The sequence below is a fragment of the Microbispora sp. KK1-11 genome (assembly GCF_006874435.1).
Taxonomy (GTDB): Bacteria; Actinomycetota; Actinomycetes; order Streptosporangiales; family Streptosporangiaceae; genus Microbispora; species Microbispora catharanthi.
This window is the reverse complement of the sequence record NZ_VIRJ01000027.1, coordinates 95,172-111,266: the sequence shown is the minus strand read 5'-3', so window position 1 is coordinate 111,266 and position 16,095 is coordinate 95,172. Positions and strand designations below refer to the sequence as shown.

Below are 16,095 nucleotides of genomic sequence, written 5' to 3'. Positions count from 1 at the left end.
GGTGCTTTCGATCATCGCGGCTGCCGCGCTGCCGATCCTCGTGGTGACGCTGGCGCTGGGCGGCGTCGCCAAGCTGGCCACGGTCGGGCGCGAGGCGTCGCCGGGCGCGCTGGCCCGGCTCGGCCCGGCGGTGCTCATGCCCGAACGCTTCGCCAGACCCGCCATGATCGCCTGCGCCCTGGTCGAGTTCGCGCTGGCGGCCGGTCTGCTGGTCGTGGATCACCCCGTCGCCCGGTGGCTGCCTGGGGCGTTCTTCGCCATGGCGACGTACGTCCTGTGGGATCTGCGCAGGCGGCGGCCGGACGTGGGGTGCGGCTGCTTCGGAGACGTGAGCGACACCCCGGTCGGGCTGCGGTCGATCGGCCGGGCCGCGGCGCTGACCGCGATGGCGGCCCTCGTCGGGGCCGAGAGCGTCACAGGACTGCCCCATGTCACCGCGCAGACGGCGCCCTGGATCGGCGGAGGGGTCGCCCTGCTGCTCGCCTGCTCACCCGAGATCGACGAGGTCGTCTCCCGCCTGCGTCACCGGGCGCCGTGCGAGCAGCGGCCGATGCCGCCCGGGCGGGCACTGTCGCGGCTGCGGGCCAGCGCGGAGTGGCGGGCCCACGCCGGGTCACTGCTGGCGGACGAGCCGTCCGACATGTGGCGTGAACTGTGCTGGCGCTTCTTCGTCTTCCCCGCGCAGGGCGACGCGGAGGTGGTGTTCGCCGTGCATCTCGGCGACCGGCGTCCCACCGTACGCGCCGTCGTGGTCGGAGCCGACGGCCGGGTCGCAGCGCCCGACGATCACGGCGATGCCTCTCTGCGGGAATCTACGCCTGTATCGGCCTGACGCTATACATGCGTAGATTCCCGCATCGAGGACTTTCACTTCAACTCTCTACGGCTCTCTAGCTTCCCCTCTAGAAAGCCGTAGAGAGGTCGATGGGCGCGCCGCTCACAGCGGCTGCGCGCGGAGGAACCTCCCGAAATGCGGAACGGTGAACCCGATCACGCCACGCTCTGCGCTGTAGATCAGGCCCTTCTTGATCAGGCTGTCGCGGGCCGGGGACAGGCTCGACGGCTTGCGGCCCAGCGCCTCGGCCACCTCGGCGGTCGGCACCGGGTCGTCGCCGAGCTGGGCCATGGCGTGCATGTAGTCCCGCTCGGCGGGGGTGGCCCGCTCATACCGGCTGCCGAAGAAGCCCACCGCGAGCTCCTCCTCGGCCTCCGGGGCGGACACCTTGATGTCCTCGGCCGTGATCGGGCTGCGCGGGGCGAGATCCCAGGCGACCTTGCCGTACGCCTGGACGAAGTAGGGGTATCCGTCGGCCGCCTCGTACAACGCGTCGAGCGCGTCGGGGGTGAACTCGACGTCCTCACGAGCGGCCGGGGCGATGAGCGCCAGGTCGGCGGCGTCCCGGTCGAGCCGGTCGATGCGCGCGTACCGGAACAGCCGCTCGGAGTAGCTCTTGCTCGCCGACAGCACGCTCGGCAGGTGGGGCAGGCCGGCGCCGACGACGATCAGCGGGCCGCCGTTCTGCGACAGCTCGTGGCAGGCCGCGCACAGGGCCGACACGTCCGGCGCCTGCACGTCCTGCATCTCGTCGATGAACAGCGCGATGCCGACGCCGAGGTCGGTCGCCACGCCCGCGGCGTCGACGAACAGTTCGGTCAGGTCGATCTCCAGGTCGCCGGAGTCGGCCCGGCCGCGCGCGGCGGGCACGTCGATGCCGGGCGACCAGTGCGAGGTGCCCTTCGCCGCGGCGGGATCGCGCATCGCGAACGCCTTGAGCACGCCGAGGAACTCCTCGATGCGCTCGGGGGCGCGGTGCCGGGGGGCGAGCTCCCTGATGGCCATGTGCAGCGCGGCGGCCACCGGGCGGCGGATCGACTGGTCGGGCCTGGCCTCGATCTTGCCGGTGCCCCACAGCCGTTGCATGGCCATGGACTTGAACGTGTTGAGCAGGACGGTCTTGCCCACGCCACGCAGGCCGGTGAGGACCATGCTCCGCTCCGGGCGGCCCCGGGCCACCCGCTCCAGCACGATCTCGAACTGCTGCAGTTCGCGGTCGCGTCCGGCGAGTTCCGGGGGGCGCTGGCCGGCGCCGGGGGCGTAGGGATTGCGCACGGGGTCCACGCTCTCGGACTTTATGACGGGATATAGCGGCCGTCGTAGATTTCCGTAGAGAGCGCTACGGCGTGTCGCCCGGCGCGGCCGCGGCACGCACCGCCCGGCGGTGGGCGGAGCCTGAAGCGGGACGACCGGGACGACAGCGGGCGGAGCCGGGGAGGGCACGACCGGATCGAAGGCCACGGGAACGGCGAGAGCCGGAACGGGGGCGGCGGACACCGTGGGCACAGCCATCACACACCCCTTACCTGCCGGGACTCGACCGAACCCGTGTTCGATCCGATGGCCATGACTGTAGCGCGTCATCGAACACCTGCGCGAGCTTTCCACGAAAGCGCCGTCAAACGCCGTCGTTCACCGGCTCTCACACCCCCGCTGTCGCCGGCCCGGCAACGGCTTGCGCACCCCCCTGGGCGGTCAGCTCCAGTAGTCGCGTTCGGGGAGCCTCACCCACATGTCGGGCTCCCCGGTGATCGCTCTGGCGTCGTCCAGCCGCAGGCCCGCGCCCGCGCAGCAGTACGCGATGGCCTCGCCGTCATAGAGGTACTCGGCGAGGATCTCCTCGGCCGGTTGCTCGGGATAGGGACTGCCGCCGCCGGGGTGGGTGTCCCACTCCTCGATCTCGCCGTCCCGGGTGACGCTCCCCTGGTTGCCGCTCTTGGGGTTGGCGAACATTGCGTAACAGACGGTGCCTGCCGACAGCAGCTTCGTGACGCCGGGCATGGACGGCCCGTATCCCCACGGCTGGCTGACGACGCAGCCGCCGGGCACGTCCGTGACGCCGACGACTCCAAGGCTCTCGTCCATGAAGGACCAGGGATCTTCCGCGATCTCTTCGACCTCGGCGGCGTCGGCCGGGACCGCCTCCAGGCGGCGCACCGCTTCCGCCGCGCTGATCCCGGCGACACATGCCAGCCCCATGCCGTCGTAGTCGAAATCCCCCAGGACGGCGATCAGCCGCCGGGCTTCGGCCACGGCGGCGGCCTCGGCATCGGACAGAGCGGGCCGACCGGCGGGATCGCCGAACTGGTCGGGGGTCGGCGTGGCCAGGCTGAGCCGCCCGGGCGACCACCCGTTCATCATCGGCCGCCACGGGTCGGCACCGGCCTGCGCCAACACCCGGGCGTTGTCCGGGCGGTTGGCGAAGACGGCCGCCCACAATGCCGTGCGGCCCTCGTGCTCGGCGTCGACGTCGTCGACGCGGGCGGCCAGCTCCGCCACCACGTCGGGAGAGCCGAGTTCGGCGGCCGCGTGCAAGGGCCGCCTGTGAAAGAACTCACCGGAATTGGGATCGGCGCCCGCGTCGAGCCGGGCACGGATCAGCCTCAGGCTCTTCCAGGAGTCCCAGCCGATGCCGGACCAGTCTGCTTCGTGGGCGACAGCCATGACGCTCCCTCGGTGAGTAGGTACGCCGATCATGGCGTGGCCCACCGACAGTTTCGCCGGCTCTGCGCGCCGAGCCGGCGACGAGGTAGATGGGGGTGATCGAAGCTAGTCCTGTTCCAGGGCGGCGATGTCCTCCGGGGTCAGCCGGATCCGTCCCGCCCCCATGTTCTCCTCCAGGTGGTCGAGAGAGCCCGTACCGGGGATCGCGAGCACCGCGGGCGAGGTCGCCAGCAGCCACGCGAGCGCGATCTGCGCGGCGGTGGCCCCGTGGCGCCGCATCACCGCCGTCAGACGCGTCTGGTCGATGGGCCGCAACCCGCCGCCGAGCGGGAAGAAGGGCGCGAAGGCGATGCCGTCCTTCTCACACCGGGCCAGGAGCTCGGCATCGCCCCGGTCCTGCACGTGGAAGCTGTTCTGCACGGCGGCGACCGGGGCGATCGCCCGCGCCTCCTCCAGATGGGCGGCGTCGACGTTGCTGACGCCCAGATGCCGGATCAGCCCCTCCTCCCGCAGCTCGGCCAGGACCGCGAACCTGTCGGAGAGCGATTCGCCGCCCGGGGGGTTCAGGCCGCCGACCCGCAGGTAGACGAGGTCGAGCCGCTCCACGCCGAGGGTGCGCAGGTTGTCCTCCACCAGCCCGCGCAGCTCGGCCGGGCCGGCCTGGCTGCTCGGCACGCCGTTGCCGTCGAGCAGGGGACCGACCTTGGTCGCGATCACCAGATCGTCCCCGTACGGCGCGAGCGCCCTGCGGATCAGGTCGTTGGCCGCCACGCCCCCTCTCCGGTAGAACCAGGCCGTGTCGATGTGGTCCACGCCGAGCTCGACGGCGCGGCGCAGCACGGCGACGCCCGTCTCCGGGTCGCGGACGGCGCCCTGGAAGGTGCCGGTCGGCAGCCGCATGGCCCCGAAGCCCAGCCGGTGAACGGGGAGGTCGCCGCCGAGGAGGAACGTGCCGCCGAGCGCGGCGTTCGTGTTCGTCGTCATACCCGTCAGCCTCGTGCAGCCGAGGACGACGGCCAACGCGGTGGCAGCAAGCTGCCACGTCCGGCGGGGTCATAATGAGTGGGTGACAGCCGATAAGGTCATCACGGTCCGCGGCGATGCGGAGCTCGTGGCCCGTGCCGGTCATCTGTTCACCGGTGCCCGGCACGAGTTCGTGTGCGCGGCCCGCGACCTCGACACGTGGTCGCGGCCCGAGGCGCGGCAGTCCGTGGCCCGGCGGCTGCCCGGCCCCGGCGCCTCCGGCTTGGCCGTCAGGAAGCTGTTCACCCCCGTCGCCCTCGCCGACGAGGCCGCACGGGCGCACCTGCGCGAGGTCGTGACCATCGGCGTCGAGGTGCGCATCAGCTCCACACCGCTGCCGCACGAGACGATCGTCATCGACCGGCGCGTGATGATCCTCGCGGGACGCGACGGGCCCGGCCCGCGCGAGTACACCGTGACCACCTCGCCCACCCTGGTGAACGGCGTGTACTCCCTGTTCGCGGCCGCCTGGGACGCCGCCACCGAGGTGACCGCCTACCTGCGCGGCGACGCGCCGAACCTCGACGACGACAGCCGCGCCGTCCTGCGCGCGCTCGGCGCGGGCTACACCGACGAGACCGCGGCGCGACATCTCGGCCTGTCGTTGCGCACCTACCGCAGGCGTGTCGCGGAGCTCATGGACGCGCTGGAGGCCGGCTCACGCTTCCAGGCCGGGCTGCGCGCGGGCGAACTCGGGCTCACGGGATAGCCGCGCCCCCGATCCTCGGCGCGCCGACAGTGCGACGATCAGTGCCAGGGGTCCGAGGTGGAGAGGGGCACGGATGGCTTATCCGGAGCAGCGGCGCCTGGTACGTGTCGCCGCCTATGCGAAGGTGTCCACCACGGTCGCCCTGATGAGCGATAGCCGGCTTGCCGCGCTAGCAAACAGGCGCGCTATCCGGCGGAGGAGTTCGGCCACATTCGATGCGGGGTTGCTCCCGACCCCTGATGAGGCTCCTGCACCACATCCTGGTGCTACCAGCCGCCGGAACGCCTAACGCAGCGTGTGCGGGAGCACGAGGGCCGCCGCGGCGACCAGGGTGATCAGTCCCAGGTAGGCGAGGACGAGCCGGGTGTCCCTGAGATAGCACTTGCTCCTGGCCAGCCCGGCGCGGCGGGCCCGCCAGTATCCGGCGAACCCGAGGGCCGCGAACCCGAGCACGGCCCACGCCCCGAACAGCCAGGCGAGCAGCGCCACCGTCGCGTAGACGCACAGCTTCAGCGGATCGTACGGCTTGGCCTGCCCGCCGCCGGGCGCCTGGGCCGACTCGGCGGCGCGCGCCTGCTCGTACGCGACGCCGGTCGGCCGGTCGCCGGGTGCCGGCCCCTCTGCGGCGGTCACCGCCGCATCACTTTCACGTGATCTCCAGCAGCGGGAGCCGTAGACCGGTATCGGCCGCGGCGACGGCGGACAGGCGCTGACGCGCGAGCGCGGGCCATGCCTGCACGGCGCAGAACGGCGCGCACTGGTCCTGGTCTGAGCGGGTGCCGACGTGGACGCAGCACTGCACCAGGCGCTCCTCCAGCATGGTGGACATGTCCATGAAGGGCTTGATCGTGATGCGTACGACCCGTTCGCCAAGCAGCCGGCGCAGCCGCCGCTTGCGCCCGGGCAGGGCCGAGGACGCGAGCGTCAGCAGGGTCGTCAGCCCGAGGTCGCAGTTCTCGCAGATGTCGCGCCAGACCTTGCCGATCTCGGGGTGCGACAGCGACGACTGCTCCGACAGCAGGCCGAGCAGCGACTCCTGCACGGCCATGCGGAGCTGGCGGGGGATCTCGGAGTCGGCGATGCGGTTGGAGACGAGCCCGAGGTTCGCCTTGAGGCGGTCGTGCCCGATCAACGCGGCCAGCGAGCGCCACTGGTCGGCGTCGTCCTTGATCATGTAGCCGACCGAGCAGCAGTGCGGATGCGAGCACGGCAGGGCGGTCAGGTCGCGCCAGGTGACCAGGCCGTCCGTCTGGGGGCCGAGGCGCTTGAGCACCCCGGTGTGGGTGAGCCGGTCCATCGGGTCGATCGCACCGGACCGCCCCGAGCCGAACTGCGGCTGGATCGAGACCCCGCCGACGTACGGCGTGTCGAGGGCCAGGCGCACCACGTCGCCGATCTCGCCGTCGTTCACTCCGAGGGCTGCCGTCATGACCAGCGTCGTGAAGATCTCCCGCTCCGACAGCCGCCGCAGCGCCTCCGCCTTGAGCCGCCGCAGGTCGCCGCCCCGGTGGTGCCGGGACGCCTCGGCCGACAGGCCGTCGTACTGCAGGTAGACCTCGACGCGCTCGCGGTGCTCGGTGAGCAGGTCGAGCAGGGCGTCGTCCCTGGCCACCAGGAGGCCGTTCGTGTTGATCAGGATGCGGGTGACGGGCCTGACCGTCAGTTCGGCGAGCAACTCGGGCAGATCGGGGTGGAGGGTCGGCTCGCCGCCGCTGAGCATGAGCACGTCGAGACGGCCGTTCTCACGGGCCAGGCGCTGGTCCACGTTGGCGAGCACCTCCCGGACCGGCACGATCCCCCGCAGGTCGGGCGAGGATTCGGTGAAGCAGGTCGGGCAGCGCAGGTTGCACGCCTCCGCCACGTCCTCAAGGAGGATGCACGTGTGCTGGGTCTGCATCTCCGGCAGCCCCCGCAGGTACGCCTCCGGGACCGGATCGAAATTCCCCGCGACGTCGGGCAGGTGCGCCTTGGTGGGGGCGGTCCACTCCTCCAGGTAGGCGAGGATCTCCGGGTCCTCGTCGTAGAGGGTCCTGACCATGCCGTGGGTGCGGCAGCCGCGCTCCAGGTAGACCCGGCCCTCGCGGGCCGCGAGCCAGCCGGACAGGCGCGGCACCTCCGCCAGCGGGCGGTCGGGCCGCTCGTCGTGACAGCGGGGGCAGAACGCGTTGACGTAGCGGAGGATGCGATCTCCCCGCAGGGGCATTCCGGTGGTCACAGGAGGCCGTCCGAGTAAAGCGAGGGGTTGACGCCGGTGCAGAAGCCGGCGGTGAAGATCGTCAGGAGCGCCCAGCCGATCATCAGACCCAGCCCGAGCCCCCGCGACCAGGGCTTGCGGAGGAGGAGCAGCAGCGTTCCGCCGCCGAACGCGATCAGAGCCAGGATCACGGATCCGCCGATGAGCGCGACGTTCTTGTGATCGCTCGCGAATCCGTCCGCCGCCGCGAGGGTCGCGAGGAAGAGCACGAAGTTGACGATCACGTAGCCCACGATCCCCGCGATCGTCATCGCGATGACCACGCCGGTCGTGTTCGGGGCCGGGGGCGGCGGCCACGCGCGCGGCGGCCCACCCGGTCCGTACGGCCCGCCGGGACCGGGCCCATACGGCGGGCCTCCCGGGCCTTCGGGCGGCGGCGGGCCTGCTTGACCGTGTGGCGCGCCGGGAGGCGGTGGCACGGGCGGTTGCCGGGGAGGCTCACCCGGCTGTGGGTCCTGCGGCCGCTCGGGCGGCTCGGGGGGTGTGCTCATCTCTCCTCCTCGCCCGCGGGCGACAGCCGGGCGGCCGGTAACAGCGGTCGCCGCTCACCCCGCCGGGGGAGCAGCCGGTCGTAGAACCCCTTGCGATATCCGAGCCCGAGGCGGACGGCGAGGAGCGTGAGCCCCGGGACGAGGAACCACTGCGGGCGGGTCAGGTCGAGCCAGACCGTCTCGTTCGCCCTGGTGAACTCGACGAGGAACCGGAAGGCGGCGTACGCGCCCAGATACAGGGTGAACAGCTCGCCCGGTCTGTCGACCCGGCTCCGCGCCCACAACAGCGCGCCGAAGGCGGCGAGCTGGAAGACGGTCTCGTACAGGTACGACGGGTGCATGGCCTGCCCGGACACGCAGCCGGGGCATTCCGGAACGGTGGCGGGCGCGTGGACGCCCCAGGGAAGGCTCGTGGGACGGCCGGGGGCCTCGGTGAGGAAGCAGCCGATGCGGCCGACGGCCATGCCGAGCGCGACGGCGGGCGCGAACAGGTCGCCGGTCCGCTCCCGGTAGCCGATCAGCCGTTTCGCCACCAGCACCCCGACGTACGCGCCGGTCAGGCCACCGAGGATGCTGCGGGCGCCGAACATCCACGCCTCGAGAAGGCCGGGGTTGAGCGCGGGGTCGAGATGCTCGGCCCAGCCGGACAGCCGCATGCCTATCGCCCCGCCGACCAACGCGCCGGTGACGGCGACGAGCGACTCCTCCCGTAGAGCCCCCCGGCGCCGCGCCTCAAGGACGAACACCACGCTCGCGAGGAGCACGCCGAGACCCACGAAGAACGCGTGGGTCGGCACGGTCACCCCGCCGAAACGCAGTTGCTCAAGCACGACGCCACCCTAGCGGCGGCCCGCGACGATTCCGATCGTCAATTCGTACGGCTTGCGCCCCTTCCCCACGGCGATTCCGACCAACCGTCCGGGGCTTCGTCCACAGGTGTCCCGTTGTCCACAGGAGCGTGCGCGACCGCCTGCGCACGCCTCGGCCGCGGGTAACCTGCGCCTATGACCTCCTTGTGGAACCGCAGGTCAGCGGTAGTGATGGCGGCGCTCGTCGGGATGACCGGCTGCGCCGGGGTCGGCGACGCCGGCGCGTCCGCCACCGCCAGGACCCGGGTGTCCGTGCCCGCCCCGGCGTCACCGGCACCGGGCTCGTCCACGCCTGCCGCCCCCTCACCCGCGCCTGCCTCGTCGGCGTCTGCCACCCCGTCGTCCGTCACGCCCTCGTCCGTGCCGGTCTCGCCCGCGCCTGGGGACGGGCCCACGCCGAGCCCGAGCGGGCCGCCCCCCTTCTCCGCGAAGATCGAGAAGGTGTCCCGTGACGACGTCCGGCACTCCTGGCGTCCGGGCTGCCCGGTTCCGCTGAGCGGGCTGCGTAAGATCACCATGACCTACTGGGGCTTCGACGACCAGGCGCACACCGGCACACTCGTGGTCAACAAGAAGGTGGCCGAGGACGTGGCCTCCGTCTTCGGGAAGCTCTACGAGATGCGCTACCCCATCCGCCGGATGGAGCCCGTCGACGTCTACAAGGGCAGCGACTACGACTCCATCGACGCCGACAACACCTCGGCCTTCAACTGCCGCAACGCCACCGGCTCCGGCAGCTGGTCCAACCACGCGTACGGCCTGGCGGTGGACCTCAACCCGCGGGAGAACCCGTACGTCTACGCGGACGGCTCCAACGCGCACCGCAACGCGGACGCGTTCGTGGACCGGCCGCTCAAGAAGCCCGGCGTGATCAACAGCGGAGACCGCGTGGTCCGGGCCTTCGGGCAGATCGGCTGGGGCTGGGGCGGCTCGTGGTCCGGCGCCAAGGACTACCAGCACTTCTCCGTCAACGGCCGCTGAGACCGGGGCCGATCGTCTGGCCGGCTGTCTGTGAGGCGCCCGTGGGGAGGCTGTGGAGGTTCGCATCCACCTGCGCCCGGTCTAGTTGACGGCCGGCCCATCGCCCGGCAGGCCCCCGCCCACCGCGTACGGCACGGTGGGCGGGTCGCCCCGGCGGTGACCCGGGGAGAGGCCGGTCCGCCGGGGAGCGCATGCCGGGTGGCGAGACGACCGGTTACGGCGTGACCGGCTTGCCGCCGAAGGTCACGACGAGGCGGCCGTCCGAGGCGTAGGACCAGCCCAGGGCTCCGGTGTAGGAGGAGCACCGGGACCCGTTGGAGCCCGACCAGAACTGGTTGGAGCTGTCCGCGTTGCCGACGATCTTGTCGTTGCTCCCGCTGCCGCTCCGGCAGGAGGTGTTGTTGCGGAACACCGAGGTGCCGGCGTCGAAGGAGAAGTTGCGCTCGGCGTTGTCGATGCCGACGTTGTCCGATATCGACATCGTGCCGGGGTTGCTGTTGTACGTGAACCCGTGGTGGCCGTTGCGGTAGGCGATGTTGCGCCGGACGACGTGGTTGACGGGAATGCTGTCGCCGCCCAGCTTGTAGCCGTTGCGGTCGCCGGCGCCGGCCTGGCTGCCGTCGGTGAGGGTGCCGTTGTTGTAGGACAGGGAGTCCTCGATGGTGACCGGCCCGATGGCTCCCGTGTCCGTCTTGGTGTAGAGGTCCCAGCCGTCGTCGATGTTGTTGTGGGACACGTCGTAGCGGAAGACGTTGCCTGTGCCGGTGGTGAGCTTGGCGGCGAAGCCGTCGGCGTCCTCCCCGTCGGAGTCGGCGTTGTCGTGCGACTCCGCGCTGAGGATGAGGTTGTTGGACGGCCACTGGTCGCGGGGGGTGTCGGAGGCGATCCGCCCGAGCTGCAGCCCGGTGTCGCGGTTGAACCGGGTTACCGTGCGTTCGATGATGTTGTTGCTGCCGCCGACGTAGATTCCGTTGTCGCCGGCCCGCTCGACGACGATGCCGTACACATGCCAGTACGAGCCGTTCACGGTGAGCCCGCGGTTCGACGAGGACTCGCTCTGGGCCGAGAAGTTCAGCACCGGAGTCTCACCGGGGTAGGCGGACAGGGTCTTGCGGGCGCTTGAGGTGCCGTTGTTGCCCGGCGCGATGGTGACCGTCTGCGCGAAGTCGTACCGCCCGCCACGCAGGTAGATCGTCCCGCCGGGTGCGACGCGGGTGATCGCCGAAGTGAGGGTCGTCGGGTCCGACTGCGTCCCCGCCGCGCCGTCTCTGCCGTTCGGCGACACGTACAACGCACCACTCGACGGTGTCGTCGTGGGTGAAGGCGACGGCGAGCGCGTCGGGGTGGGCGAGGGTGTGGGCGAGCTTGGCGGGGTGGGCGATGGTGTGGGTGATGAGGTGGTGGTGGAGCCGGTGCAGGTGACGCCGTTCAGGGTGAACGAGGCCGGTTTGGGGTTGGACCCCGACCAGCTGCCGTTGAAGCCGATGGACACCGAGGCGCCGGTCGCGATGGCGGCGTTGTAGTCCACGTTCGCGGCCGTGACGTTCTGCCCGCTCTGGCTGAAGGTGGCCGACCACCCGGTGTCCACCTTCTGACCGCTGTTGGGGAAGGTGAACCCCAGGGTCCAGCCGTTGATCGCGCTACCCAGGTTCTGGATCGTGATGGCGGCGGTGAACCCACCCGGCCAGTCGCTGGTCGTGTAGGTGACCGCGCACCCGGTCGCGGCCTGCGCCGTTCCTGCGGTGGCCACGCCGGCCAGGGCGGCGACTGCGGCGAGGGCGCTGATCACCCCGGCACCCGTTGTGGTTGTGCTTTTCACGCCCGAGCTCCTTGCAGGTCGTGCAGGGCCCCTGACCGAGGAACGACTCCTGGCCCCACAAGGGTTTTCATGCACCTGAACTACGTTCATCTACAGGAACATCGCGCATCAAGCTACGAGCCCATCGATCGCCGGTCAACGACGCGCCGCGGCGGCTCCCCGCAGACGACCGCTCCCACATGCGCAGGGACCGCACAGACGGCGGACGGGACTCCGGGATCGAGTGAAACGTTCAGGCGAGAACGCGGAAAACAGGGCGGCGATCCCCTGCCGGTACCGATGTACCGGCAGGGGAGAGAAGCCGAGCCGTGGGAGACGGCGATCGGGCGACAACCACCCGCCGCACCGGCGACGACGCGAGCAGGCGGAGAGAGAAGGGAGGACAACGCCCGCTCCTCCGGCCGCAGGAAGCGGGCGTCTCTCCAGATATGACATCTCCTGATTCTCCGGACAAAGGGGAATCACGAGTGAGGGCTCAAACGCTAACGGGCTCGGGACTCCGGGTCGGAAAGGATCGCTTACCGGTTAATAACGATCGGCCTACGACCCCGTCACGCACTGGCGATCACTCAGGCCTCACAGGTCAACTGCTGTGGAGACGGCAGGACGGGAGAGACATGTCCGGTTGGCAGCACTCCGCTCCCCTTCCCCCCGTATGGCCGCCGGATCGGTTCGAGGTCCGCTCGACCCGGCCCATCCCGGACGGCGGCGCGGCCGATCGCTACCACTTTCCGCAGACCGCCCACGAAGCCGCCACGCGCCTTCGGGACGTACGCTTCGCGACACAGATCCAGGTCGTCCGCATCGAGGATGGAACAACCCTCTTCGACCTGGTCGCCGGGGTGGAGGTCCCCCTCGAACACTGGTGACCCTTAGAGCGATTCGGCAGGCTGCGGCAAGATGGATGCATGACGGCGAAGGACGGCGACGGCTGGGCCCTGTGCGCGCTGGGGCACCAGCACTGGGGACTGCACGGGGCCGCCGGCCTGCTCACCGTGCACCACACGCTCGACGGCATGCCGTACGTGCTGATGCAGAAGCGCGCCTGGTGGAGCCACCACGGCGGGACCTGGGGGCTGCCGGGCGGCGCGCGCGACAGCCACGAGGACGCCATCACCGGCGCGCTGCGCGAGGCCCGGGAGGAGGCGACGCTGGACGCCGATCTCGTCCGGGTGCGCGGGCTCTACGTCGACGACCACGGCGGCTGGTCGTTCCAGACGGTGATCGCGGAGGCCGAAGGGCTGCTCGACGCCGCGCCCGCCAACGGCGAGAGCGCGGACATGCGCTGGGTGGCGGCCGACGAGGTGGTGTCGAAGGAGCTGCATCCCGGCTTCGCCGACTCGTGGCCGAGGATCCGGCCCGCGCTGAGCCCCGTGGTCGTCGTCCTCGACGTGGCCAACATCATCGGCGCACGGGCCGAGCACGGCTGGTGGAAGGACCGCGCGGGCGCCGCGAACCGCCTGCTCAACGAGCTGATCCCGCTCCGCGGGCAGGGCCTCGGCGAGATGCCGGAAGGGGTGCCCGCCCTGACCCGATGGTTCCCGCGCATGGTCGCGGTCCTCGAAGGTGCGGCGGCCGGCGCCGCCGACCCCGGGCCGGTGACCGGGGACCTGACGGTCGTGGTGGCCAGAGGCAGCGGAGACGACGCGATCGTCGAGGCGGTGCGCGGCGTGCGGCCCTGGGAGACCACCCTCGTCGTCACCGCCGACCGAGGGCTGCGCGAGCGGGTGACGGCCCTCGGCGCCCTGGTCACCGGTCCTCGCTGGCTGCTCAAGCAGCTTCACGCTTGATCAAGCCGCTCTGACCCGCGCTTGTTCAAGCAGCTCTGACCGGCGCGGGCCGCTCCAGCGGCTCTGACCCACACGTGGCTACTCAAGCAGCCATCCTTAACTTTTATACCTTTCGTCCTATTTGGGCAGGATGAAGCATGTGATCCTGTTCTTCCGCCGACTGGCCACCACCTGGACCGTGCCCGTTCCGATCCTCGCCGTGGTCGTGCTCGCGCTGGCGTGGGGGCGGACCATTCCTCCCGTCGTCGTGGTGATCGCGGCGATCTTCCTCGCGGCCTCCGTGCTCGCGGCCGTGCACCACGCCGAGGTCATCGCCCATCGCGTGGGTGAACCGTTCGGGTCGCTCGTGCTCGCCGTGGCGGTCACGGTGATCGAGGTGGCGCTGATCATCAGCCTCACCGCGTCCGGAGGGCCGGCCGCGTCGTCGCTCGCCCGCGACACGGTGTTCGCCGCCGTGATGATCACGTGCAACGGGATCGTCGGCCTGTCGCTGCTGGTCGCGGCGCTACGGCGGCGGGTGGCGGTGTTCAACGCGGAGGGGACGGGAGGCGCGCTGGCCACCGTCGCCACGCTGTCGACGCTGAGTCTCGTCCTGCCGACGTTCACCACGAGCAGGCCGGGGCCCGCCTTCGCCCCGGCCCAGCTCGCGTTCGCCGCGCTCGCCTCGATCGCGTTGTACGGCCTGTTCGTGCTCACCCAGACGTTGCGGCACCGCGACTACTTCCTGCCGGTGGAGCCCGCCGGTCAGGGCGCGGACGCCGCCGAGCACGCCGACCCGCCGACCACGCGCGCCGCCGCGGCCAGCCTGGCGCTGCTGCTGGGCGCACTGATCGCGGTGGTCGGCCTGGCGAAGATCGAGTCTCCCGCCATCGAGACGGCCGTGCGCGCGGCGAGCCTCCCGCAGTCCGCGGTGGGCGTCGTGATCGCGCTGCTGGTGCTGCTGCCGGAGACCCTCGCCGCCGTACGCGCGGCCCGGCGGGCCCGGGTGCAGGTCAGCCTGAACCTCGCCTTCGGCTCGGCCATGGCCAGCATCGGGCTCACCATTCCGACGATCGCCGGGGCGTCGCTGTGGCTGAAGGGGCCGCTGCTGCTCGGGCTCGGCCCGACGCACATCGTGCTGCTCGTCCTGACGGTCGTCGTGGCGACGCTGACCGTGGTGCCCGGACGGGCCACCCTCCTGCAGGCGGGCGTCCATCTCACGCTGTTCGCCGCCTTCCTGCTCCTGGCGGTGAGCCCCTGACCCGACCGGCGTGAGAGGCCGGAAGCCTCCCACGCCGGTCACGCGGTCAGCCGCGGGTCCACTTCTGGTTGGCTCCGCCGGTGCAGTCCCACAGTTGGAGGCGTGCGCCGTTGGCGGGGTTCACGTCCACGATGTCCACACATCGATTGGCGGCGGTGTTGACGAGGTCGCCGGCCGGGGTGAGCGTGAAGCGCTGGGCACCCGTGCCGTTGCACGTGTAGAGCTGGATCGGTGTGCCGTTGGCGGTGCCGGCGGCCGCCGCGTCCATGCACTTGCCCATCGCGCGCACCGTGCCGTCCCCGTTGATCGTCCACTGCTGTGCGGCGGTGCCGTTGCAGTCGTACATCTGCAGCCGGGCGCCGTCGACGGGGTTCGCGCTCGGGATGTCGATGCAGCGGCCGTTCAGGTTGGACTTCAGCGCGCTGCCGGTCCCGCCTCCCCCGTCGCTGGTCCAGGCGGAGACGCGGACCCAGTCGATCAGCATCGTCTGCGGGAACGACGTGGTGGCGTCGGGGTTGCCCGGCCAGTAGCCGCCGACCGCCACGTTCAGGATCAGGAAGAACGGGTGGTCGAAGACCCACTGGTTGCCGCGGATGTCGGCCGGCGTGACGCGGAAGTACTCCGAGCCGTCCAGGTACCAGACGATGAGGTTGGGCGACCAGTCGACGCGGTAGGTGTGGAAGGCGTCGCCGAGCGGCGCGCCGATCGTCCGGTTGCCGCCGACGCCGCTGCCGCCGGAGTAGCCGGGGCCGTGCACGGTGCCGTAGACGGTGTTGGGCGTATTGCCGACGTTCTCCATGATGTCGATCTCGCCGGTGTTCGGCCAGTTGCCGCCGCCGAGCATCCAGAACGCCGGCCAGATGCCCTGGCCCTTCGGAATCTTGATGCTCGCCTCGAAGCGGCCGTACGCCTGGCTGAACTTGTCGGCGGTCAGGATGCGGCCGGAGGTGTACTGGCAGGTGCCGTAGTGGCACTGGTAGTTGGACGGGTTCTCCTTGCGGGCGGTGATCGCGAGGTGTCCCTGTCCGTCGTGGTACACGTTGCGGGTCGAGTTGGTGTAGTACTCCAGCTCGTTGTTGCCCCAGCCGCCGCCGCCGACGTCGAACTTCCACTTGGAGCCGTCGACGGGCGTTCCCGCCGCGGCGTTGAACTCGTCCGACCAGGTGACGGGGCCGATGGCGGCCTCGGCCCGGTCGGCGCCCGTGCCGGCGAGCAGGCTGCCGCCGAGGGTGACGACCATGGCCGCGGCCATGATGAGGAGCCGGGGTTTGCGCATGGAGATCTCCGGTTGGTGGGGGGATGCCAGCAGGATCTCCGGCCCGCGCCGTCGCCGTACTGCGGGGGCGCGCGCCGGCGTGTCCAGCGCTTCGGTCAAGCTTTAGAGCTTGAATTAAGATGCAACACCCTCACCGCGCGGGCT

General features: G+C 71.1%; 15 protein-coding genes. 6 read left to right on the top strand and 9 right to left on the bottom strand.

Going from position 1 to position 16,095, the window contains the following annotated elements:
• The first annotated feature begins 1 nt into the window (after window position 1).
• Window positions 2–832, top strand: coding sequence for a MauE/DoxX family redox-associated membrane protein (locus tag FLW16_RS31500; RefSeq protein WP_142563753.1), 831 nt, complete (start codon window positions 2–4; stop codon window positions 830–832).
• A gap of 105 nt (window positions 833–937) precedes the next feature.
• On the opposite strand, the gene FLW16_RS31495 is transcribed toward FLW16_RS31500, so the two are convergent.
• The 3 genes from FLW16_RS31495 to FLW16_RS31485 form a co-directional block, all read right to left on the bottom strand.
• Window positions 938–2,119 (bottom strand): ATP-binding protein, encoded by a 1,182-nt coding sequence (locus tag FLW16_RS31495; RefSeq protein WP_142563752.1) that lies wholly within the window; start codon window positions 2,117–2,119, stop codon window positions 938–940.
• A gap of 411 nt (window positions 2,120–2,530) precedes the next feature.
• On the bottom strand, window positions 2,531–3,499 hold the full coding sequence (locus FLW16_RS31490; protein ID WP_142563751.1) for an ankyrin repeat domain-containing protein: 969 nt from the start codon (window positions 3,497–3,499) through the stop codon (window positions 2,531–2,533).
• Between the two features lie 105 nt (window positions 3,500–3,604).
• The gene (locus FLW16_RS31485) at window positions 3,605–4,483 is read right to left on the bottom strand and encodes an aldo/keto reductase (protein WP_142563750.1); all 879 of its coding nucleotides are present in this window, start codon (window positions 4,481–4,483) and stop codon (window positions 3,605–3,607) included.
• A gap of 82 nt (window positions 4,484–4,565) precedes the next feature.
• Between FLW16_RS31485 and FLW16_RS31480 the strand changes: the two genes are divergently transcribed.
• The gene (locus FLW16_RS31480; protein WP_142563749.1) at window positions 4,566–5,231 is read left to right on the top strand and encodes a response regulator transcription factor; all 666 of its coding nucleotides are present in this window, start codon (window positions 4,566–4,568) and stop codon (window positions 5,229–5,231) included.
• Between the two features lie 285 nt (window positions 5,232–5,516).
• Here FLW16_RS31480 and FLW16_RS31475 read toward each other — a convergent pair whose 3' ends face one another.
• The 4 genes from FLW16_RS31475 to FLW16_RS31460 all read right to left on the bottom strand — a co-directional run bounded on the left by FLW16_RS31475 (window position 5,517) and on the right by FLW16_RS31460 (window position 8,806).
• A complete protein-coding gene (locus tag FLW16_RS31475; RefSeq protein ID WP_260615772.1) occupies window positions 5,517–5,864 on the bottom strand; it encodes a hypothetical protein in 348 nt (115 codons plus the stop codon).
• A gap of 13 nt (window positions 5,865–5,877) precedes the next feature.
• Window positions 5,878–7,446, bottom strand: coding sequence for a radical SAM protein (locus FLW16_RS31470; protein ID WP_142563748.1), 1,569 nt, complete (start codon window positions 7,444–7,446; stop codon window positions 5,878–5,880).
• Window positions 7,443–7,748 (bottom strand): hypothetical protein, encoded by a 306-nt coding sequence (locus FLW16_RS31465; RefSeq protein ID WP_221891374.1) that lies wholly within the window; start codon window positions 7,746–7,748, stop codon window positions 7,443–7,445. The genes FLW16_RS31470 and FLW16_RS31465 overlap by 4 nt, the downstream gene beginning before the upstream one ends.
• Window positions 7,749–7,972: 224 nt before the next feature.
• Window positions 7,973–8,806: a prolipoprotein diacylglyceryl transferase gene (locus tag FLW16_RS31460; protein WP_142563747.1), complete on the bottom strand. Its 834-nt coding sequence runs from the start codon at window positions 8,804–8,806 to the stop codon at window positions 7,973–7,975.
• Between the two features lie 174 nt (window positions 8,807–8,980).
• Between FLW16_RS31460 and FLW16_RS31455 the strand changes: the two genes are divergently transcribed.
• The gene (locus FLW16_RS31455; RefSeq protein WP_260615771.1) at window positions 8,981–9,826 is read left to right on the top strand and encodes a M15 family metallopeptidase; all 846 of its coding nucleotides are present in this window, start codon (window positions 8,981–8,983) and stop codon (window positions 9,824–9,826) included.
• Between the two features lie 214 nt (window positions 9,827–10,040).
• Here FLW16_RS31455 and FLW16_RS31450 read toward each other — a convergent pair whose 3' ends face one another.
• The gene (locus FLW16_RS31450) at window positions 10,041–11,645 is read right to left on the bottom strand and encodes a cellulose-binding domain-containing protein (RefSeq protein WP_260615770.1); all 1,605 of its coding nucleotides are present in this window, start codon (window positions 11,643–11,645) and stop codon (window positions 10,041–10,043) included.
• A 617-nt stretch (window positions 11,646–12,262) separates the two neighbouring features.
• On the opposite strand from FLW16_RS31450, the gene FLW16_RS31445 reads away from it, so the two are divergent.
• The 3 genes from FLW16_RS31445 (at window position 12,263) to FLW16_RS31435 (ending at window position 14,675) form a co-directional block, all read left to right on the top strand.
• Complete coding sequence (locus tag FLW16_RS31445) at window positions 12,263–12,514, top strand: hypothetical protein (RefSeq protein WP_142563745.1); 252 nt, start codon at window positions 12,263–12,265, stop codon at window positions 12,512–12,514.
• Window positions 12,515–12,553: 39 nt separating this feature from the next.
• The gene (locus tag FLW16_RS31440) at window positions 12,554–13,435 is read left to right on the top strand and encodes an NUDIX hydrolase (protein ID WP_142563744.1); all 882 of its coding nucleotides are present in this window, start codon (window positions 12,554–12,556) and stop codon (window positions 13,433–13,435) included.
• A 130-nt stretch (window positions 13,436–13,565) separates the two neighbouring features.
• Window positions 13,566–14,675: a calcium:proton antiporter gene (locus FLW16_RS31435; RefSeq protein WP_142563743.1), complete on the top strand. Its 1,110-nt coding sequence runs from the start codon at window positions 13,566–13,568 to the stop codon at window positions 14,673–14,675.
• Between the two features lie 46 nt (window positions 14,676–14,721).
• Here FLW16_RS31435 and FLW16_RS31430 read toward each other — a convergent pair whose 3' ends face one another.
• Complete coding sequence (locus FLW16_RS31430; RefSeq protein WP_260615769.1) at window positions 14,722–16,050, bottom strand: family 16 glycosylhydrolase; 1,329 nt, start codon at window positions 16,048–16,050, stop codon at window positions 14,722–14,724.
• Between the last annotated feature and the right edge of the window lie 45 nt (window positions 16,051–16,095).

Bases quoted from the DNA above. Each gene is read 5' to 3' on its own strand.
- FLW16_RS31490 (WP_142563751.1), bottom strand. From the start codon at position 3,499: ATGGCTGTCGCCCACGAAGCAGACTGGTCCGGCATCGGCTGGGACTCC.
- FLW16_RS31435 (WP_142563743.1), top strand. From the start codon at position 13,566: ATGAAGCATGTGATCCTGTTCTTCCGCCGACTGGCCACCACCTGGACC.
- FLW16_RS31445 (WP_142563745.1), top strand. From the start codon at position 12,263: ATGTCCGGTTGGCAGCACTCCGCTCCCCTTCCCCCCGTATGGCCGCCG.
- FLW16_RS31440 (WP_142563744.1), top strand. From the start codon at position 12,554: ATGACGGCGAAGGACGGCGACGGCTGGGCCCTGTGCGCGCTGGGGCAC.
- FLW16_RS31455 (WP_260615771.1), top strand. From the start codon at position 8,981: ATGACCTCCTTGTGGAACCGCAGGTCAGCGGTAGTGATGGCGGCGCTC.
- FLW16_RS31485 (WP_142563750.1), bottom strand. From the start codon at position 4,483: ATGACGACGAACACGAACGCCGCGCTCGGCGGCACGTTCCTCCTCGGC.